Consider the following 20,242-nt stretch of genomic DNA (forward strand, 5'->3'; position numbering starts at 1 on the left):
GGCACATCTGATTTCCCCCAGCTTCCCCTGACTCTTCGACGAGTACCGGTATGAGCGATCCTGTGTCCAAGCCGAGTTCGGCCGATTCAAGCAACGCGCCGATGGATCTGTCGGCCTATCTCAATCCCGCCAGCGACACGCCGGCCATGCCCGATCCGGCGGCCCCGCAGCCCGAGCCTTCATTGCCCGCGCTGGTGCCGCCCGAGATGCTCGCGCCGATGGCGCCCGAGGCGCGGCTCGTCGATCTCGCCTCGCTGTCGCCCGAGCAGCAGGCGCTGGCCCGCGAACGCGCGAGCCAGATCCGCTTCGACGACACCACCTCCACGCTGCGCTTCGTCGATCAGGCCTTGCAGCCGCTCGCGGCCTCGTCGCGTCGTTTGCTGTCCGAAACAACGGTCGGCGAGGCCGGCGAAATCGGCCGCATCGCGGCGGCCGTGATCGACGGCATCAAGATCCTGCGGATCGAGGAATTGCAGCAGGAAGCGCACGACGCCGCGCCGAAGGCCACCGGCCTGCTGGCGCGCCTCGGCCGCATCGGCAAGGTAGCGCACGGCGCGGTGAAATCGTTCCAGGAAAACCGCAAGGCGTTCCTCGCGCTGATGGACGACGAGGTCGCGCGGGCGCGCCGCATCCAGGGCGACCTGATGGTCACGATCCAGCAGCTCGACCAGCAATCGCAGGCGGTGCGTCACGGCGTGTCCGAACTGTCGCTGTCGATCGCGGCCATGCAGATCGCGCTCGATCGCGGCGTGGACGAGGCCGAAGCCTTGCGCCAGGCCGCGCTGCGCACGCGCACGGCCGGCGACGCGGCCATCGCGATGGATTACCGCAACACGCTCGCGAACTTCCGTGGCCGCATCGCCGATCTGCGCGAGGCGATGATCTCGGCCGCCAGCCTGATCCCGCTGATCGCGTCGAACCGCAAGGCCGCCGAAACTCGCGCCAGCAAGCTCGGCACCGGCATCATGGTGACCATCCCGCGCCTGATGGCGGTGGCCGCGCAAGCCGTGGTGCAGGCGGACACGCGCCGCGCCGGCGAGGAAAGCGAAAAGCTCGACGACGCCGCGCGCCAGATCACCGCGCTGGCCGTGCAGGGCAGCCACGAAGCGGCGGTGGAAGCGGCGCGCAGCCTCGGCGGCGACCCGCGCAACATCGAGGCGCTGGCCGCCGCGGCCGCGCAGTCGGTCGAAACCATGAAGGAAGTGCTGGCGATCGAGCAGCAGGTGCAGGCGCAGGATCGCGAGCGCGAACAGAAGCTGATCGCGGTGCGCAACCAGCTCGTGGCCGGCATGAGCGGCGTACAGGCCGACGCACTGGCCCGCCCGCTGGAGCGCTGAAATGAGCGATGCCGAACGCGTCATGAGCGCGGGCGACACCGCCCCGCTCGCCAACTTCGATCTGGATACCGCGTGGCTGCGTCATGCGCAGGCCGATCGCGCGAGCTTCTTCGAGCGCTTCGTCGCCATCGTCTCGCAGGCGCTGCCGCATCACGCGCAGGTGCATACGGTGCGGCGCGGCCTGCTGCGCAAGACCGAGCACGTGGTCGGCATCTCGATCACGTTCGATACCGAAACCTTCGTCATGCGAATGAACGACGGCCACCACCTGAGCACCGAGGTCGAGAAGAAGGTGCGCGGCGTGGTGCTGTCGACGCGCAGCCTCGCGCCCGGCGCATGGATGCAGGCCATGATGGCGCAGGTGCACGCCAGCACCGATCACGCGCGCACCATCTCCGAGCTGCTGGCCGGGCTCTGATTTCCAAGCCATTCTCACCACTTCGAGGAGCGCTCGATGGGCTGGTTGAAATCGCTGTTCGGCGGCACGGGGCCGGCTACGGCCACCACCGGCACGCCGCCGACGTCATCCCGTGCGCCGCTGCCTCGCGCCTTGCCGGACGGCCCGTTCTTCGACGAGGACGAGGTGCCGTACCTGGTGCGCCAGCGGCTCGCCGATTCGAAGCGCGGCGCGCTGCCGTGGGTCTCCACGCTGAGCGTCGCGGAACTGTCGCTGGCGCGCAGCCACGGGCTGCGGATGATCGCGCCGATCGCGGCCACCTGCTGGATGCACTACGGCTATTCGTGGACGGAAGGGCACGCGCAGGGCTGGCACCGCGCGCTCGACCGCCTGCGCGCCGAAGCGGCCGCGCTCGGCGCGAACGCCGTGATCGACACGCGCATGGTCAGCCTCGATCTGGAAGCCGGCGACAGCATGGATTACTCGCTGATCGGCACCGCCGTGCGCATCGAGGGCATGCCGCCGAGCCGGCAACCGATCGTCTCGACCGTGCCCGCGCTCGAATTCATCCAGTTGCTCGAAGCCGGCATCGTGCCGGTGGGGATCGCCGTGGGCGCGCATTTCGCGTGGAGCACCACGCCGCTCGACGCGCAGCCCGGCGACACCTGGAGCGGCAACCGCCCGCTCAATAAAACCGCCCAGTTCTGGGAACGCCTGCGCCGCCGCGCGCACACCGACCTGCGGGTGGACGCGGGCCGCCAGGGCAACGGCGTGCTCGCGCCGCTGCACTTCGGCCAGTTGTTCTACGAAGCGGAAGAAGGCCTGGGCCGCCTGCTCGGCCGGCACATCGTGATCGGCACCGTGGTCGATTGCGAGGACAGCACGCCGTTTCCGCACCCGGTCGAGTTCGTGCTCGACCTCAGCGAGCGGCCCGACAACCTGCGCAGCACGGGTGAACATCACCGCGCCTACGACAACAGCCTCTGAATCCTTCCCAGCGAGAGACCGGAATGAGCGACACGACCACGCAGCAAGCCACCCCGCAGCTTCCCGCCACCGCGCGCGAGCGCCTGCAGGGGTTGCGCAGCAAGGCGCATCCCAGCGCCGTCTTCACGTCGGATCTGTCCGTCAACGAATTTCTGCTGGTACGCAAGGCCGGCTTCGAGCCGATCGGCCTGTGCGTGGGCAGCAGCATTTATCACGTCGGCATCCAGTACGGCGCGTGGAATAAAAATCAGGAACTCGAAGTGTTGTCGCAGGCGATGTACCACGCGCGCGAGCTGGCGATGTCGCGCATGCGCGAGGAAGCGCGCGAGATGGGCGCGCACGGCATCGTGGGCGTGCGGCTCGAGATCAAGCACGTGGAGTGGGACGCGAACATCCTCGAATTCGTGGCGATCGGCACGGGCGTGGTGCATCACCACGAGCGCGAGGGCTTTCGTGCGCACGACGGCGGGCCGTTCACGTCGGATCTGTCGGGTCAGGATTTCTACACGCTGCTCAACGCCGGCTACCGGCCGATCGAACTCGTGATGGGCAGTTGCGTGTATCACGTCGCGCATCGCGGCCTGCTCAAGGCCTGGGGGCAGGCCGGGCGCAACGTCGAGCTGGAGGAATTCACGCAGGCCATTTACAGCGCGCGCGAACTGGCGATCGAGCGCATGCAGGTGGAGGCGCAGACGGCCAAGGCCGAGGGCGTGATCGGCACCATGATCCACGAGAAATCGTATCGCTGGGAAAGCCACGTGATCGAGTTCTTCGCGATCGGCACGGCGGTCACGCCGCTCAATACCGAGATCGAGGCGAAAGACATTCCGGCGCCGACGTTCGTGCTGTCGGTCAACGACTGACGCGGCACCCGCACACCGCGCACGCCGGTCGACCCGGCGCGCGCGGCCGGTGCTCACGACATGAACATGCCGCCGTCCACGTTGATGGTCTGCCCGGTGATGTAGCCGGCGTCCTCCGACGCCAGGAACGCCACCAGCCCGGCCACGTCGCTGCCCTTGCCGGCGCGCTTCATCGGGATGTTGTCCACCCACTCCGCCATCAGTTCGCCCGGCTTGTAGTCGCCGAGCAGCTTGCCCCAGGCCTCGTCGTTGTAGGCCCACATGTCGGTGGTGATGATGCCCGGGCAGAACGCGTTGACGGTGATGCCGGTGGGCGCCAGTTCCTTGGCCAGGCTTTGCGTGATGCCCAGTACCCCGAACTTGCTGGCCGCGTAGTGCGGCGTGTAGACGAAGCCCTGCCGCGCCTGCCCCGACGCGGTGTTGATCAGCCGGCCGCCCTTGCCCGCGCGCAGCATGCGCGTGGCCGCTTCCTGGCAGCACAGGAACACGCCCTTGGTGTTCACGGCCATCACCTTGTCCCACTCGGCTTCGGTCAGGTCGGGCAGCTTCGCGATGGTGATCACGCCGGCGTTCTGCACCGAGATATCCACCTCGCCGAGCTTGGCGGCCACCTCGTCGTACAGCGCGACCACGTCGGCCTTGCTGGTCACGTCCGCTTCCACGGCGATCGCGTCGCAGCCCATCTCGCGCAGCCGCGCGGCCGCGTCGTGCACGCTCTTCTCGTTGGCCGACACGCACACCTTCGCGCCTTCCTGCGCGAAACGCTCGGCAATGCCCAGGCCAATGCCACGGCTGCCGCCCGTCACCACCGCCACCTTGTTCACGAACCGCTTTGCTTCATTCGCCACCTTGCGTTCTCCTGAATACGTCCAACCGGGATTGATTCGATGCCGCTTCAAAGCCATCGCGCCGACGCTTTACACACGTCTCACAGACGCTCGATCCAGCGCAGCCACTGCGCGTGGTTGCGCGCCGCCACCTCCACGCCCGCGCCCGGCTCGACGCGCCGTGCGATCACGCGCTGCGCGCGCCATGCTTCCAGCGAGCCGATCAGGCCGGCCTCCAGCGCCGCCAGCGCGGCCGCGCCCGAGGCGGAGATCTCGCTGAGCACCAGCGTGCTGACGGGCCGGTTCAGCGTGTCGGCGAGCGTCTGCAGCAGGAACGGCCGCTGCACCAGCCCGCCGTCGAGGTTCAACTCGCTCAGGGGCACGCCGGCCGCCTGCTCCATCACCGTGATCACGTCCTTGATCTGATAGATGATCGATTCGTAGGCCGCGCGCGCCACCTGCTGCCATGAGGTCGAGAAATTGAGGCCGACGATTTGCGCGCCGCCCGGGTATTTCCAGTGCGGGCAGCCGATCCCCGAGAATGCCGGGATCACGTACACGCCGCCGTTGTCGTGCTCGGTGAACGCGCGTTCGGCAGCGGCGAAATCGTCGAACAGGTTCAGCTTTTCCTTGAGGAAGGCCGGCGTGGAACCGGCGCTGATCACGATGCCTTCGAGCGCGTAATCCACCCGCTCGCCGGCCGCGAAGCACAACGTGGAGACCAGCCCGTGCGCGGGCGCCTGCGGCGCGGCACCGACGTTCATCAGGATCGACGAGCCGGTGCCCATCGTGGCCTTCGCCACGCCCGGCATCAGGCAGCCCTCGCCCACCGCCGCTGCATGCGAATCGCCGATCATCGCGACGATCGGCACGGCCCGCGCCAGCAGGCCGTCGAAATCGGTCGCGCCGAACGGTGAGGCCGACGGGCGCGGCTCGGGCAGCTTCAGGCCGTTCAGCCCGAAGCGCTCGACCAGTTCGCGATCCCATTCGAGCGCGGCCAGATCGAACAGCAGCGTGCGCGATGCGTTGGTGTAATCGGTGCAATACGATGCGCCGCGCGTGAGGCGATACAGCAGCCAGCTATCGACGGTGCCGAAATACGCCTCGCCGCGCGCGATGCGCTCGCGCACGCGCGGCTCGTTCTCGTTGAGCCAGATGAGCTTGCTGCCCGAGAAATACGGGTCGATCAGCAGCCCGGTGCGCTCGAGGATCAACGGCTCCAGGCCATCGCGCTTGAGCCGCTCGCAGATCGGCAGCGAGCGCTGGCATTGCCACGACACGGCCGGCACCAGCGGCCGCCCCGCTTCGTCCCACAGCACCACGGTTTCGCGCTGGTTCGAGATGCCGATGCCGGCGATGCCGTTCACATCGCCGCCCTGTTCACGGTAGGCTGCCAGGCACTGCGCCACCGCCGTCAGCACCGAGCCGTACAATGCTTCGGGGTCCTGCTCGACGAAGCCGGTGCGCGGATGCGTGCACGGCACGGCCGCGAAGCCGCGCGCATGCACCTGGCCGTGCGCGTCGAAGATCAGCGCCTTGGTGCCGCTGGTGCCCTGGTCGATCGCCAGTATGGTTTGCATGGATGATCCGCTCCGCGTGCGTGGCTCAGGCCGTCAGGGAAACCATGCGCGATTGCAGGCGCTGCTGGAGCTGGTCCACCACCACCGCGAAGATGATCACGAGGCCCTTGATCACCATCTGCCAGAAATCGCTGATGCCGCACATCACCATGCCGTCGCCGAGGATGCTGATCACGCACGCGCCCACCACCGAGCCGAACACGGTGCCGCGCCCGCCCATCAGCGCCGTGCCGCCGAGCACCACGGCCGCGATCGCGTTCAGTTCGTAGGTCTGGCCGGTCAGCGGGTGCGCGGTCTGCAACTGCGCCGTGATCACCAGGCCGACGATCGCCGCGCAGAAGCCCGAGAACATGTAGACGAACAGCTTGACGCGATGGGTGCGGATGCCCGAGAACTTCGCGGCCTGCTCGTTGCCGCCGATCGCGTAGATGCGCCGGCCGAGCGGCGTCTTGCGCGCGATGAAAATGGTCAGGACAGCCAACAACACCATGATCCACACCGGCGTGGACAAGCCCATGATGGTGCCGTTGCCGATGAATTCGAAGCCGGTGTTGCCGAGCGCCGGGTTGCCTTCGAGGTCGGCGAACGTGCTGCCGTTGTTGACCAGCAGCGCCGCGCCGCGCACCACGTACAACATGCCGAGCGTGGCGATGAACGGCGCCACGTTCAGCGCGGTGATCAGGTAGCCGTTCACCGCGCCGATCAGCGCGCCGAGCACGCAGGCGATCACGGCCACCCCGAACGGCGTGAAGAACACCACGTGATGGCCCACGTGCACGCCTTCGAGCAGCAGGTAGCCGGCCGCCATGCCGCTGATGCCGACGATCGAGCCGACCGACAGATCGATGCCGCCCGTCAGGATCACCAGCGTCATGCCGATCGACAGGATCGCGACGATCGTGACGTGCTTGGCCATGATCAGCAGGTTGCTGGTGGACAGGAAATTGTCGGCCGTGAACGCGAACACGATGACGATCGCGAACAGCGCGATGAAGATGCGCAGCTTGAGCAGGCCCACCGCGATGCGCGCGGCCGTGTAGGCGCCCTGCCGGTTCGGCGTGGGGTGGACGGGGTGCAGCGGCGCGTTGCTGCTGTCGGAAGAATTCATGATGTCTGCCTCGTTGCCTCGTTGGCGTCAGATCACGGCGGTGACGGGCGTGGAAGCCCGCACGATGCGCTCGCTGTCGAATTGCGCGCGGTCCATCACGGCCGACAGCTTGCCGCTGGCCATCACGAACACGCGGTTGGAAACCGCCATGGCCTCGTCCAGCTCGGACGTGGCGTAGATGACGGCGATGCCGGCGCGGGCCAGCAGGCTGATGGTCTGGTAGACGTCGGCCTTCGCGCCCACGTCGATGCCGCGCGTGGGCTCGTCCATCAGCAGCACCTTCGGCTCGGTCAGCAGCGCCTTGCCGATCACCACCTTCTGCATGTTGCCGCCGGACAGCGAGGTGATCGGCGCGTCGACCGACGCCGCCTTGATGGCGAGCCGCTTGACGATGTCGTTGGCCGCCGCCACCTGCCGATCGCGGCGCAGCGCGCCGAACGACAGCAGGTTCGCGAACTTGCCGAGGCTCGACAGCGTCATGTTTTCGAGGATCGACATCAGTTGCACCATGCCCTGCTTCTGACGGTCCTCGGGCACCAGCGCGATGCCGGCCTCGATTCGCTTCGGGATCGGCAGGCGTTCGATCGCGCGCCCGGCCAGCTCGATCTCGCCCACCGCCAGCGGCTGCGCGCCGAGCAGCGATTCGAGCAGCTCGGTGCGGCCCGCGCCCATCAGCCCGTAGATGCCGATCACCTCGCCGGCACGCACCGAGAACGACACGTGATCGACGGCGTAGATGCCGTTCGGGCGCTTCAGCGAAAGCGCATTGACCTTCAGCACCTCGTCGCCCAGCGCATGCTGCTCGAACGCGAAGCGTTTCTTGGCAGAACCAACCATCGCCTCGATGATCCACGGAATGTCGATGTTGGCGATCTCGTCCTGCGCCACCAGCCGGCCGTTGCGCAGCACGGTGATGCAGTCGCCGATCGCCATGATCTCTTCGAGGCGGTGCGAGATGTAGATCACCGTCACGCCTTCTTCCTTCAACTGCCGGATGATCTTGAACAGGATCTCGACCTCGGTGCGCGACAGCGCGGAGGTCGGCTCGTCCATGATCAGCACCTTGATGTGCTTGGACAGCGCCTTGGCGATCTCCACCAGTTGCTGCTGGCCGACGTACAGATCGCCGAGCCGCGTGCGCGGGTCGAGCGGGATCTGCAGCCGTTCGAGCAGCACGCGGGCCTGGTGGTTCTCGGCCTTCGCGCGAATCACGCCGCCGCTCGTCAGTTCGTTGCCGGCGAAGATGTTCTCGGCCACCGTCATGTCCGGGAACAGGTTCAGCTCCTGGAAGATGATGCCCACGCCGTGCGCCTCGGCGCTGCGCACGTCGCTGATCTGCGCGATGCGGCCGTCGATCAGGATCTCGCCCGAGGTGGCCGTCTCCGCGCCGGCAAGCAGCTTCATCAGCGTGGATTTGCCCGCGCCGTTCTCGCCGATCAGCACGTTGACCTTGCCGCGCCGCACCTGGTAATCGACCTCCACCAGCGCGGCGGTGCCGGGGTAGAGCTTCGAGAGCTTGCGCGTCTCGATCACGTTGGCGCCGTTGGCGAGCCGCGCGTCGTCGGCATCCACGGCCGGGGCATGAACGGGCGCGGTCATTTCCAGGCCACCGGAATCGCGCGGATCTCGCCGGCCGGCTCGCTCCAACTGCTGTACACGGCGGCTACATCCACGCGCTCGCCCACTTTCAGCTTCGATTGCTCCGCACGCGCCACCACCAGCTTGTTGATCGCCTGACCGAACGCGGCGAAGCGGGTCTGGTCGTCGAAATCGCCGTATTTCACGCCGGGGAAGCCGTCGCGCACGCCGGTGCCGATCAGCACCGGGCCGGTTTCGAGCGCCACCTGCACCGGCTCGCCGCCGCTGGCCGGCGCCACGTCCACCACGGCCTTGCCCACGCGCGAGGCGGTGTCGATGCGCGACACCGTGCCCTGCACGCGAATCCAGAAATTGCACGGGAACGCCGAGCTTTGCCGGAAGCCGTACTGCTTGCACGCGTCGTCGAAATTCTGGTTCAGCGCGCCGATCACCTGCGCGGCCGGCTTCGCGTTCTTGTCGGCGTACGGGATCACCTGCTCGGTGAAGATCTTCTCGGGATCGGGGCCGTGATGCTGGCCTTGCGCGCGAATCGCCGCAAGCTCCTGATCGCTGACCACATGACAGCCCGCCAGCGACACGGCGCCGATCAGCAACAGCAGGCGCGTCATCGCGCGGGACGATGCGCCGCGCGCCGCGTGAATGGATGGAACCATGACATCCTCATCTGAATACGACTTCGGCGCGGGCCGCCGCGCACCGTGCGCGCCGCCTGCGCCATGCACCGGAACCGCTTACTTGGTGTAGTAGAAATCGTTCACTTTCGCGGCATTGGCCTTGGTGATCAGAATGCCGCGGAACAGTTGACGCTCCGGCTCGCCGGTCTTGCCCGTCTTCAGGTACTTGTCGAGCAGGTCAACGCCATGGCCGGCGATCGCCTGCGCCTGCAGCATCACGCTGGCCTTGAGCTTGCCGGCGAGGATCGAATCGCGCTCGTCGTTGCTGCCGTCGATGCCCATCACGATCACGTCCTTGCGGTTCGCGGAATCGAGCGAGGCGATCGCGCCCAGCGCGACCGGGCCGTTGCCGCTGATCACGCCCTTGATCTGCGGGTGTTCCTGCAGGATCGAATCCATCGCCTGCTTGGCCGGCAGCAGCGCGCCCTTGGCGTCCTGGCGCGCCACCATCTTCAGATCGGGGTACTGATCAAGTACCTGGTGGAAGGCCTGCGAACGCGTCACGCAGTTCTTGTCGGCGAGGTTGCAGGTCAGCTCCACGTATTCGCCCTTCTCGCCGATCGCCTCGACGAAGCGCTGCGCCACTTCCGAGCCGGCCTGAAGGTTGTTGTGACTGAGCTGTGCGATCGCAATGCCGTCCTTCGGAATCTCGCGATTGATCAGCACCACCGGCACCTTCTTCTCCTGCGCGGTGCGCACCGTGGCGACGCTGCTGTTCGAATCGGCGTTGTCGAGGATGATGCCCTTCACGCCCTTGCCGATCACCAGATTGACCAGTTCGTTCTGCTTGTTGACGTCCTCGCCGTGCGACAACACGATCGTGTCGTAGCCGAGCTTCTTCGCCTCCTTGTCCGCGCCCTTGGCTTCCGCCGCGTAGTACGGGTTGTCGAGCGCGTTCACCAGGATCGCGATGGTGCCCTTGCCGGCCGCGTACGCGCTGACCGGCTGCACCGCCGCCACCACCGAGGCGGCTGCCGCCGCCGTGACTGCAAGCTTCTTCCACATGTCTGTCGTCTCCGAATCGATTTTCTGTTTTTCAGGGAAGCGGCCGTGATACGAGCGGGGCCGCGCCGCTACCGCCACTTCAGCAAATCGTGTAGCCGCCGTCGATCATGATGTCCGCGCCGGTGATCATGTCCGCGCCGTTCGACAGCAGGAACAGGATCGCGGCGGCGATCTCGTCGGTGTAGGCGAAGCGGCCGACCGGAATCAGCTGCTTCATCTTCTCGCCCTTCTCGCCTTCCCACGCCGCCGCGCCCATCGGCGTCAGCACCACCGTGGGCGACACCGTGTTGACGGTGATGCCGCGCGCCGCCCATTCCTTGGCCAGCACCTTGGTCATGCCGATCAGGCCGGCCTTGGCCGAGGTGTAGGCGCAGTGCCTGTCGATCGCGACGGTGGCCGCCTGCGAGGCGATGTTGACGATCTTGCCGCCGTGCCCGCTCGACAATACATGGCGCGCGAAGTGCTTGGCGCACAGGAATGGGCCGGTCAGGTTCACGCCGATCTGCTGCTGCCATTCGTCGATGCCGATCTCCTCGGCCGGCGTCAGCGTGATGCAGCCGGCGGCGTTGACCAGCAGATGCAGGTCGCCGAAATGCGCCAGCGCGGCGGCCATCGCGCGCGCCACGTCGGCTTCGTCGGCCACGTCGCAGGCGAACGCGGCCGCGTTGGCGTGGCCGAGCGTGTCGAGCGCGGCCGGCACGCGCGCGGCCTCGAACGCCGGGTGCAGGATCGCGACGCGCGCGCCCTTGGCGATCAGCGCAGCGTTGGTCGCCATCGCGATGCCGCCGAGGCCGCCCGTCACCACCGCCACCTTGCCGTCCAGGCGGAATTCGAAATCGACGCCGTGGCGCAGCGACATGTCGTATTGGATGCTCACTCGCTTGTCTCCTGTTGTCCTGAATATCGGGCTGTCGGGTGGCGTGGGCTCAGTCGGCCGACAGCGCCAGCACCGCCTGCGCGATGCCTTCGGCGTCGATGCCGTAATGGCGGCGGATGCCCTGGCGCGTGCCGTAATGCGCGAATTCGCCCTCGGTCACGCCGAGCGTGGTCAGGCGGCGATGCAACTGGCGGCGCGCCATCAGCAGCGCCACGGTGGCGCCGATGCCGCCGTGCAGCGAATGCTCCTCGACCGTCACGACGGCCGCATGACGCCCGACGATCGCGGCCAGCGCGTCCTGGTCGAGCGGGCGCAGCGACGACAGATTCACCAGCGTCGGCCGCAGGCCGTCGCGTTGCAGCCGCTCGCAGGCGTCCAGCGCCTCGCCCACCACCGAGCCGAGCGCGATCACGGCCACGCCCGAGCCCTGGATCAGCACGTCGGGGCGGCCCGGCGCGAAGCGGTAGCCGTCGTCGTGCACCACCGGGAACTTGGCGTTGTCGAGACGGATATACACGGGGCCGTCGACCGACGCCGCGTAATCCACCACCTGCCCGACTTCAACGTCGTCGCACGGCGCGAAGATCTGCACGTTGCCGAAGCCGCTCATGATCGAGATGTCGTCGATCGCGTGATGGGTGGAGGCGAGCGGGCCGTAGGCGACGCCCGCGTTCAGGCCCAGCATCTTGACGTTGGTGGCGCTGTAGCAGATGTCGTTCTTGACCTGCTCGTTGGCGCGGCCCACCAGGAACGGCGCGGCGTTGGCGGTGAACACGATGTGGCCGCCGAGCGCCAGGCCGGCCGCCATGCCCACCATGTTCTGCTCGGCGATGCCCACGTTGATCACGCGCTCCGGGTAGCTTTCCTGGAACGGGCCGATCTTGGAGGTGGAGGTGGAATCGGCCACCATCACCACGATGTCGCGGCCCGCCGCCGTCAACCGGCTCAGCGCGCTCACCGCGCCGTCGCGCAAATCCGCCTGCTTACGCATGATCGAGTTCCTTCAGTGCCTGTTCGAGTTGCTGCTCGTCGGGGAATTTGTGATGCCAGGCCGGCACGTTCTCCATGAACGACACGCCGCGCCCCTTGATGGTGTGCGCGATCACGACCTTCGGCTTTCCATTTGTCACGTCGAGACTTTCGATTAGTTTCCAAATGGCATCGACATCGTTTCCGTTGACGTCGTGCACTTCGAAGCCGAACGCCCGGAATTTCTCGTCGAGCGGGTCGAGATCCATGATCTTGTGGGTGAAGTCGGCCAACTGGAGGCGGTTGCGATCGACGATCACGACCAGGTTGTCGAGGCTGAAGTGGGCCGCCGCCATCGCCGCTTCCCAGTTCGAGCCTTCTTCCAATTCGCCGTCGCCGGTCAGCACGAACACGCGGCCGGGCGCCTGGCCGTCGCGCGCCGCGTGGCGCTGCTTGGCCATCGCCAGGCCGGCCGCGATCGGCATGCCGTGGCCGAGGCCGCCGGTGTTGACGGTCACCCAGCTCGGCAGCTTCTGCCTGACCGGATGGCCCGGCAGGCGGGAATCGTCGCGCAGGTAGGTTTTCAGTTCCGGCTCGTCGAGCCAGCCGAGTTCGGCGAAGCAGGCGTACAGGCCGCCCACGCCGTGGCCCTTGCTGAGAATGAATTCGTCGCGCCAGTTCACGCTCGCATCGTCGTTCACGCGGTAGCGCAGCACATGGAAATACAGCGCGGCGAGGATGTCCGCCTCCGACATGTCGCCGCCCGTGTGCCCGCTTTTCGCGGCGGCGTTCATCACGCAGATCTTCTTGCGAATCTCCTGGGCGCGCCGGTGCAAGCTCTCGCCGGACTGCTTGTAAGGGTTTTCCATTCCTGCTCCCGCACTTCCTGTTTGCGTGAATCTAAGTTTCTGTTTCTTTCTTTGGAAAGTCAAAAGGAAAACGAACGAAACAGGGAAAACACCGAGCCACGCCCTGAGGGCCAGGCAAATCGGGCACAATACAGCCCGTAATGTCGATGCCCGCGCGCCGCGGCGCTTTGCGGGGAAAGCCAAATGGATCAACGGACCAGAACAGAAAAAATCTTCGAAAGGGTGCAGGCGGCCAAGCTGGTCAAGCTCTCGGAGCTATCCAGCGAGTTCGGCGTGTCGATGCCAACCATTCGAAAGGACATCGACGAGCTGCAGCGCCTGGGGCGCGTCGAGCGCGTGCACGGCAACGTGCGCCTGAAGCCTGCGCAGGCCGACGCCCCGCGCGCGGCCGTGCTGGCCACCAGCGAGGAAAAGGCGCAGATCGGCCGCAAGGCGGCCAGCCTGATCGCCAACGGCGACGCCGTGATCCTCGATTGCGGGGCCACCACCACCGAGCTGGCCAGGAACCTCGTCGAGCGCCAGAACCTGCGCATCGTCACCAATGCGCTGAACATCGCGATCCTGCTGGGCGCGGAGCCGACCAACCGGCTGATGCTGACGGGCGGCGTGTTCAAGGCCGAGACGATCGCCGTGTCGGGCGAGAAGGCCTCGCAGTTCTTCGAGGGGATGTTCGTCGACAAGCTGTTCCTGGCGGCGGGCGGCGTGTCGATCGAGGCCGGCATTTCGTACCCGGACTTCATCGATCTGCACGTCAAGCACGCGATGATCGGCGCGGCGAAAACCGTCTACCTGCTCGCCGATTCGAAGAAGTTCGGCAAGCGCGAGTTCGCCACGTTCGGCGCGATGGACCGGGTGGATTTCCTGATCACCGATGCGGGCTTGGCGCAGGAATATGTGGACTGGGTGACGGGGTTGGGGATCGGGATTATTTATGCCTGAGGGGCAATGCACGCGCAACGGCGCGGGTTGTGACGGGTTTTATCTGATATTCGGATAAAACGGGAATAGCTGATATACGGATATCTTGTAAATATCGGAATATCGGATAAAATCCGAATATCTGAAATTCGGATATCTCGAATGGCCCTCATCCTGTCGCCCCAGAAGCTGATGTCCGATCTGCAGCTCGGTCAATTGCTGAAGACGGCCCGCAAGCGGCGCAAGCTCACGCAGGCGCAGGTCGGTACGCGGCTGGGCCTGAGCCAGAACCGCATCTCCCATCTCGAACAGCACCCTGACGAGCTGAGTTTCCGGCAGTTGTTGGGCTGGTGCGCCATCGTCGGCCTCGAATTACGACTGGGCGAGCGCGACCCCGCGCCGCCGACCGACGAGCTGGAGTGGTAAGCGATGGGACGCCGCTCGCACAGCCAAACGCTCGCGCTCTGGGCCAACGGCGAGCCAGTCGGCCGCTGGACCCTCACCACGCGCGGCGAGATGGAGTTGCGCTACGACGATGCGTGGTTCAGTTCCCCGAGAGGACGGCCGCTTTCGCTGTCGCTGCCCTTCAGCGCCGGCAACAGCCCGCTGCGCGGTGATGCGGTCGCGCATTATTTCGAAGGATTGCTGCCCGACAGCGACACCATCCGCAAACGCGTTGCGGCCCGCTTCCGGACGGGCTCCACCGATGCCTTCGACTTGCTGAGCGCGATTGGCCGCGATTGCGTGGGCGCACTGCAACTGCTGCCCGAAAACGAAGTGCCTCGCGGCGTCGATCGCATCGATGGCATTGCATTGAATGACGACGACATCGAGCGCCACCTGCTGGAAGTCGTGGCGCCCGACCGCTTCGCCGGCACACGCGATCCCGACGACGATTTCCGGATTTCGCTGGCCGGCGCCCAGGAAAAGGACGCGTTTCTCTGGTGGGACGGAAAGTGGATGAAACCGCGTGGGGCCACGCCCACCACGCACATCTTCAAGCTGCCGCTCGGCCTGATCGGCGGCCGGCGCGCCGACTTCACTACCTCGGTGGACAACGAATGGCTGTGCCTGCGGCTGTTCAAGGCGTATGGCCTGCCGACCGCCAACGCACGCATTGCCACGTTCGGCACGCAGCGCGTGCTCGTCGTCGAGCGCTTCGATCGGATCGTCTCATCGGACGGCACGCGCCTGCTTCGTCTCGTTCAGGAGGATTTCTGCCAGGCTACCGGCACCTCGCCGCTGATCAAGTACGAGAACGAAGGCGGCCCGGGTCTGACGCAGTTGTTCGCACTGGCGCATCAGTCCCTCGATGCCGAGCGCGATCTTCGCACCCTGATGGCGACGCAAATCCTGTTCTGGCTCCTGCAAGCGCCGGACGGCCATGCGAAGAACTTCAGCATCCAGTTGCAGGGCGCCGCCGCCTCCGGTTTTCGTCTGACGCCGATCTACGACGTGATGTCCGCCTACCCGGTGCTCGGCAATGGCGCGAACCAGTGGGCCGCACGGGACATCAAACTGGCGATGGCGTTGCTAGGCAAGCGCCGCCACTACCACGTGCATACGATTCAGCGTCGGCACTTCAACAGCACGGCCCGGAAACTCCGCTACGGCGGCGACGCCGAGCCGCTCATTCAGGAGCTGATCGCGCGCACGCCCGCTGTGATCGAGCAAGTGCAGGCCGACCTGCCGCCGGGCTTTTCACAGCGCGTCGCAGACAAGGTATTGGGTGGGCTGCGGAGTGCGGTCCAGGCACTTGAACGGATGCCGCCCGATTGAGGCTCGCTGCGAGGTGGGCACAAGCGTCATGAGATGCCGCCCGCCCCGACGGGAATCCCGGCTCCCCCGCCCCCCTGCTCCGCCATCCCCGTCACCCACCGCTCGAACGCCGCCACCGCCTCGTCCCCGGCCCGTTCGGCGTTCACCATCAGCGTGAAATCCGGCGCGAGCCACACCGGCCCCGCGATCGGGCACACCAGCCGGCCGGCCGCGAGGTCGCGCTCGATCAGCGGCAGCGACGCCAGCGCCACGCCCAGCCCTTCCTGCGCGGCGGCCAGTTGCAGATAGACGTGATCGAATTCCACCTGCCGCGCCGGTTGCAGCCCGGCCGCGCCCGCCTCCTTGAGCCAGCGCGACCACGCCGTGCGCGTGCTCGACGAATGCAGCAGCGTGTGATGACGGAGATCGGCGACGCTCTGGATCGGCTTGTTGCGCAACAGCGCCGGGCTGCACGCCGGAATGCGCGCGTCGGCCATCAGCACGCGCGAGCTCACGCCCGCGCCGGGCTCCGGCCCGGAGCGCACGCCGATGTCGAACGCGTCGCCGATATAGCGCAGCTTGCGCGAGGTGGTGGTCACGCGCACGTCGATCTCGGGGTAGCGCGTGTGAAAATCGGCCAGACGCGGCAGCAGCCAGCACAGCGCGAAACTGGCCAGCACGTTGACGCGCACCACGCCCGACACGCGCCTCGGCACCTGATCGTGACGCAGCCGCGCCGCGCCGAACGCGAGCCGCTCGAACGCGCCGCTGACATCGCCGAGCAGGGCGGCGCCGTCGTCGGTCAGCACCACGCCGCGCGCGCGACGCTCGAACAGCGGCACGCCGAACCAGTCTTCCAGCAGGCGGATCTGCTTGCCGACCGCCCAGTGCGTGACGTGCAGCGCGTCGGCCGCGGCAGCAAAGCTGCCGAGCCGCGCCACCGCCTCGAAATGGCGCAGCGCGTTGAGCGGCGGCAGCGCATCGCGCTCCGTGCCGAGTCCAGGGCCGATCGGTGCATTCGTGCTCATGACGTGACTTTTATTCCCGTGAAGCCCGATATTACGTCAATTGAGCGGCGCGCCGCCGCGCCCTAGAATTTCCCTCGAATCGCCGTATTCCACGGCTGACACCGGGCTTCGATCCCCCCGTCGACTGCCTCAGGTCCCCCAACCCAACCGCCCTTCACCCGCGAAACCGCTCATGCGCTCCAGACTGTCCGCCGTGCTGTCGTCGTTTTCCCCGGCCCGCTCGCCCGCGCCGCCGTCATCGTCGACGTCGCGCCGCCGCGTGCTGTGGCTGTCGTGCGTGGCGCACGCGCTGCACGACGGCTACACGGACATGATCTACGTGCTGCTGCCCGTCTGGCAGGCCGATTTCGGCCTCGGCTACGGCGCGCTGGCGATGCTGCGCGGCATCTACGCCGGCACCATGGCGAGCCTGCAACTGCCGGCCGGGCGCGTCGCGCAACGCTTCGGCGCTCGCGCCACGCTGGTGGGCGGCACGCTGCTGGCCTCGCTCGGCTACGCATGCGCCGGCCTGTCGGGCAGCCTGCTCGGCCTGTGCGTGGCGCTGGCGATCTCGGGCAGCGGCTCCAGCACCCAGCATCCGCTCGCCTCGGGCGCGGTGTCGCGCGCCTACGGCCGCGACGCGCGCGGCCCGCTCAGCGTCTACAACTTCGCCGGCGACCTCGGCAAATCGGCGCTGCCGGCAGCCATCGCGCTGCTGATCACGCTGATGCCGTGGCGGCATGCGCTGTGGCTGATGTCGGTGCTCGGCGTGGCGGTGGCGCTCGGCCTCGCGATCTGGCTGCCGAACCTCGCGCGCACGGTGGTGGCGGCCGATGCCAAGGCATCCGAAACATCCGACTCGCCGGCCCAGGCGGCGCACGGCAAGCGCGCGTTGCGCTACGGCTTCTGGCTGCTGTTCTCGATCGGCGTGTTCGACACCGCCGTGCGGATGGGCGTGCTGACCTTCCTGCCGTTCCTGATGAAGGCCAAGGGCGCGTCGGGGCCGCAGGTCGGCACGGCGCTGGCGCTGGTGTTCATCGGCGGCGCGGCCGGCAAGTTCGCATGCGGCTGGATCGGCGAGCGGATGGGCGTGTGCGGCACGGTGCTGGCCACCGAAAGTGCGACGGCCGCCTGCATCGTCGCGGTGCTGTTCGCGCCGCTCGGCCCCACCTGGGTGCTGCTGCCGCTGCTCGGCACGATGCTGAACGGCACCTCGTCGGTGCTGTACGGCACGGTGCCGGAGCTGTCGCCGGCCGACGGCACCGAGCGCGCGTTCGCGCTGTTCTATACCGGCGCGATCGCGGCCGGGGCCATCGCGCCGGTGCTGTACGGCGTGCTCGGCGACCGGATCGGCGTGACGGGTGCGACCGTGGCCACGGCGTTGACGGCCGTGGCGATCCTGCCGATGGCGTTGTTCCTGCGTGGTTACCTAGCGCCGGACAAAACGTCGCAGGCCTGAGCGCGCGGCGCGTCGCCATTGCCCGGCGCCGCATGCGGCGCGCCGCTTCCCGTCCCGCGCCCGGCACCGCGGCGCTCCCCCGCCGCGGCCCACCCATCAAGCCTCTCCGGCCGATTCACCCGATTGCCTCGCCGCTACGACACTTCACGCAATCGCATGGCCCACACATCTTCCATCAGCAAAGCTCATAGCTCGAATCAGGAATATTCGCTTTGTCGAAGATATTCGCTCCGGCATAGTCGGAACACGCGGGCGGCCCCGCCAGCCGGTTCGTGATCCTGACTAACCGGTGCAGCCACGCCGCCGTGCGCACCTTGCCGAACTTTCGGTTTCCGAACCTTCGACTGATTCGCCACGACCATGGATCATCCGCTCCGCGCGGCGCTCGCCGCCGAACTGCATGCCCGGCCATTCCTGCGCGTGACGAGGGCCGTCACGCTGACGCACTTCGCCGTCTACAGCGACGCAGATCCGGCCCTGCACGAAACCCTGCTCCACACGCTCTGCACGGCGGCCGGCCTGCCCGCGCCGCCCGACGGCGCGACCCATCACGCCGCCGACAGCGCGCTCGGCTGGCAACTGAAATGGGAACGGCACACCGAGTTCTCCACCTTCACGTTCCTCGCCCCGCGCGACGACACGCAGTATTTCGACGACCTCGCCACGCGCCGCATTCCCCCTAGCTGGTTCGCCCAACTGAACGGCGTGCGCTTCGTCGCCGCGCGGCTCGAACTGCTGTCGGGCGACGCGGCGCAGGCCGCGCGCGCCTCGATGCGCGACTGGATCGACGGCCCGGTGCTGACCGGCAGCAACGTGCTCGGCAGCGGCAGCGTGTTCTGCGACTGGACGGTGCGCGACGACGGCTTCATGCGCTTCCTGGTGATCGACGACGATTTCCGCGAGGAGCAAGGCGGCCGGCTGCTGCAACGGCTCTACGAGATCGAGACCTACCGCATGATGGCGCTGCTCGCGTTCCCGGCCGCTCGCGCGCTGGGCCGCGAACTCGACGGCATCCACGCGTCGTTGCAGGCGCTGGTCGGCAGCATGGACGGCCGGCTCGCGGCCGGCGACGACGCCGATCTGCTGATGAAGCTGACCCACCTCGCCGCGCGCGTCGAGCATCTGGCCGAAGTCAGCGGGCGCTTCAGCGCGTCGCGCGCCTACGAAAAGCTGGTGCTGGCGCGCATTCACGAACTGCGCGAGGAGCGCATCGAGGGCGTGCCGACCATCTCCGAATTCATGGAACGCCGCTTCGCGCCGGCCATGGAAACCTGCCGCAGCGTGTGGTCGCGCCACGAGCAGATCGCCGCCCGCATCGCGCGCGCCGTGGACCTGCTGCGCACGCGCGTGAATCTCGCGCAGGAACGCGACGTCACGCGCCTGCTCGAAGGCATGGAACGCACCTCGCGCAACCAGTTGCATCTGCAACATGCGGTGGAAGGGCTCTCGGTGGCGGCCATTTCGTACTACGTGCTGTCGCTGGCGGCCACGGCCTTCAAGGCGCTGCACGTGATGAACCTGCCGATCGACCCCGAACTCGCCGAAGGCCTGCTGATCGGCCCGGTGGTGCTCGCGGTGGTGATGATCACGCGGCGCACGCGAGCACGCATTCGCGACGCCGATGACGCCCACGGCGGCCACGACCCGCATGCCGCGCCGGGCGGGCAACGCCCCGCCGGCGGCAGGCGGCTGCACACCGTGCGGCAAGCCACGCCCAGCGCCTGATCCTCAGGATTCCGAGCGACTTGCTTTTCATTTCGACTGAACCATCATGAACGCCACCACCCAAACCGCTGCCATCGCCGCCCCGTCCACCATCGAACGCACGCCGGCTCAAGCCGTCACGCCGTATCGCGCCGTGCTGCAACACCCCACCTCGGCGCTGGCCGGCCATGCGGGCGATCACCCCGAAGTCGCCACCAGCGCGATCCTCGGCTACAACTGATCGCATCGCGGGCGCGGAGGCGGGCTTCGGCGGTGAAACAGCGGTAAAGCGGCAGTTAGGCAA

20 protein-coding genes are annotated in these 20,242 nt (G+C 67.3%); 10 read left to right on the plus strand and 10 right to left on the minus strand.

Annotated elements, in window-relative coordinates; translation table 11 throughout:
* Positions 1-50 precede the first annotated feature (50 nt).
* From AB4850_RS13370 to AB4850_RS13385, 4 genes are read left to right on the plus strand one after another with little or no spacing between them, the layout of a single operon-like run.
* A complete protein-coding gene (locus AB4850_RS13370) occupies positions 51-1,337 on the plus strand; it encodes a toxic anion resistance protein (RefSeq protein WP_414440289.1) in 1,287 nt (428 codons plus the stop codon).
* 1 nt (position 1,338) lies between these two features.
* Positions 1,339-1,755 (plus strand): hypothetical protein, encoded by a 417-nt coding sequence (locus AB4850_RS13375; protein ID WP_414440290.1) that lies wholly within the window; start codon positions 1,339-1,341, stop codon positions 1,753-1,755.
* Positions 1,756-1,791: 36 nt separating this feature from the next.
* Positions 1,792-2,721, plus strand: a complete 930-nt coding sequence (locus AB4850_RS13380; protein ID WP_414440291.1) for a heavy metal-binding domain-containing protein — start codon at positions 1,792-1,794, stop codon at positions 2,719-2,721.
* 23 nt (positions 2,722-2,744) lie between these two features.
* Positions 2,745-3,584 (plus strand): heavy metal-binding domain-containing protein, encoded by an 840-nt coding sequence (locus AB4850_RS13385; RefSeq protein WP_414440292.1) that lies wholly within the window; start codon positions 2,745-2,747, stop codon positions 3,582-3,584.
* Between the two features lie 53 nt (positions 3,585-3,637).
* Here the strand turns inward: AB4850_RS13385 and AB4850_RS13390 are convergent, their stop codons facing one another.
* The 9 genes from AB4850_RS13390 to AB4850_RS13430 all read right to left on the minus strand — a co-directional run bounded on the left by AB4850_RS13390 (position 3,638) and on the right by AB4850_RS13430 (position 13,092).
* Positions 3,638-4,432, minus strand: coding sequence for a glucose 1-dehydrogenase (locus AB4850_RS13390; protein WP_414440293.1), 795 nt, complete (start codon positions 4,430-4,432; stop codon positions 3,638-3,640).
* An 80-nt stretch (positions 4,433-4,512) separates the two neighbouring features.
* A complete protein-coding gene (locus AB4850_RS13395; RefSeq protein WP_414440294.1) occupies positions 4,513-5,991 on the minus strand; it encodes an FGGY family carbohydrate kinase in 1,479 nt (492 codons plus the stop codon).
* 25 nt (positions 5,992-6,016) lie between these two features.
* A complete protein-coding gene (locus AB4850_RS13400) occupies positions 6,017-7,099 on the minus strand; it encodes an ABC transporter permease (RefSeq protein WP_414440295.1) in 1,083 nt (360 codons plus the stop codon).
* A 27-nt stretch (positions 7,100-7,126) separates the two neighbouring features.
* The gene (locus AB4850_RS13405) at positions 7,127-8,698 is read right to left on the minus strand and encodes a sugar ABC transporter ATP-binding protein (RefSeq protein WP_414440296.1); all 1,572 of its coding nucleotides are present in this window, start codon (positions 8,696-8,698) and stop codon (positions 7,127-7,129) included.
* Positions 8,695-9,351, minus strand: coding sequence for a DUF2291 family protein (locus AB4850_RS13410; RefSeq protein WP_414440297.1), 657 nt, complete (start codon positions 9,349-9,351; stop codon positions 8,695-8,697). The genes AB4850_RS13405 and AB4850_RS13410 overlap by 4 nt, the downstream gene beginning before the upstream one ends.
* A gap of 78 nt (positions 9,352-9,429) precedes the next feature.
* Positions 9,430-10,377, minus strand: coding sequence for a D-ribose ABC transporter substrate-binding protein (locus tag AB4850_RS13415; RefSeq protein ID WP_414440298.1), 948 nt, complete (start codon positions 10,375-10,377; stop codon positions 9,430-9,432).
* Positions 10,378-10,456: 79 nt separating this feature from the next.
* The gene (locus tag AB4850_RS13420; protein WP_414440299.1) at positions 10,457-11,254 is read right to left on the minus strand and encodes a GolD/DthD family dehydrogenase; all 798 of its coding nucleotides are present in this window, start codon (positions 11,252-11,254) and stop codon (positions 10,457-10,459) included.
* A 49-nt stretch (positions 11,255-11,303) separates the two neighbouring features.
* Positions 11,304-12,245 (minus strand): transketolase family protein, encoded by a 942-nt coding sequence (locus tag AB4850_RS13425; protein ID WP_414440300.1) that lies wholly within the window; start codon positions 12,243-12,245, stop codon positions 11,304-11,306.
* Positions 12,238-13,092, minus strand: coding sequence for a transketolase (locus tag AB4850_RS13430; protein WP_414440301.1), 855 nt, complete (start codon positions 13,090-13,092; stop codon positions 12,238-12,240). The genes AB4850_RS13425 and AB4850_RS13430 overlap by 8 nt, the downstream gene beginning before the upstream one ends.
* 183 nt (positions 13,093-13,275) lie before the next feature.
* On the opposite strand from AB4850_RS13430, the gene AB4850_RS13435 reads away from it, so the two are divergent.
* The 3 genes from AB4850_RS13435 (at position 13,276) to AB4850_RS13445 (ending at position 15,789) form a co-directional block, all read left to right on the plus strand.
* The gene (locus tag AB4850_RS13435; RefSeq protein ID WP_414440302.1) at positions 13,276-14,031 is read left to right on the plus strand and encodes a DeoR/GlpR family DNA-binding transcription regulator; all 756 of its coding nucleotides are present in this window, start codon (positions 13,276-13,278) and stop codon (positions 14,029-14,031) included.
* A 141-nt stretch (positions 14,032-14,172) separates the two neighbouring features.
* On the plus strand, positions 14,173-14,436 hold the full coding sequence (locus AB4850_RS13440) for a helix-turn-helix domain-containing protein (protein WP_414440303.1): 264 nt from the start codon (positions 14,173-14,175) through the stop codon (positions 14,434-14,436).
* A 3-nt stretch (positions 14,437-14,439) separates the two neighbouring features.
* Entirely contained in the window at positions 14,440-15,789 is a 1,350-nt protein-coding gene (locus AB4850_RS13445) for a type II toxin-antitoxin system HipA family toxin (RefSeq protein WP_414440304.1), read from the plus strand.
* A gap of 26 nt (positions 15,790-15,815) precedes the next feature.
* Here the strand turns inward: AB4850_RS13445 and AB4850_RS13450 are convergent, their stop codons facing one another.
* Complete coding sequence (locus tag AB4850_RS13450) at positions 15,816-16,796, minus strand: LysR substrate-binding domain-containing protein (protein WP_414440305.1); 981 nt, start codon at positions 16,794-16,796, stop codon at positions 15,816-15,818.
* Between the two features lie 172 nt (positions 16,797-16,968).
* Between AB4850_RS13450 and AB4850_RS13455 the strand changes: the two genes are divergently transcribed.
* The 3 genes from AB4850_RS13455 to AB4850_RS13465 all read left to right on the plus strand — a co-directional run bounded on the left by AB4850_RS13455 (position 16,969) and on the right by AB4850_RS13465 (position 20,179).
* On the plus strand, positions 16,969-18,234 hold the full coding sequence (locus tag AB4850_RS13455; protein ID WP_414440306.1) for an MFS transporter: 1,266 nt from the start codon (positions 16,969-16,971) through the stop codon (positions 18,232-18,234).
* Positions 18,235-18,594: 360 nt separating this feature from the next.
* Positions 18,595-19,959, plus strand: coding sequence for a DUF3422 family protein (locus AB4850_RS13460; RefSeq protein WP_414440307.1), 1,365 nt, complete (start codon positions 18,595-18,597; stop codon positions 19,957-19,959).
* Positions 19,960-20,005: 46 nt separating this feature from the next.
* The gene (locus AB4850_RS13465) at positions 20,006-20,179 is read left to right on the plus strand and encodes a hypothetical protein (RefSeq protein ID WP_414440308.1); all 174 of its coding nucleotides are present in this window, start codon (positions 20,006-20,008) and stop codon (positions 20,177-20,179) included.
* Positions 20,180-20,242 lie beyond the last annotated feature (63 nt).

Source organism: Burkholderia sp. 22PA0106 (genome assembly GCF_047497155.1).
GTDB lineage: Bacteria > Pseudomonadota > Gammaproteobacteria > Burkholderiales > Burkholderiaceae > Burkholderia.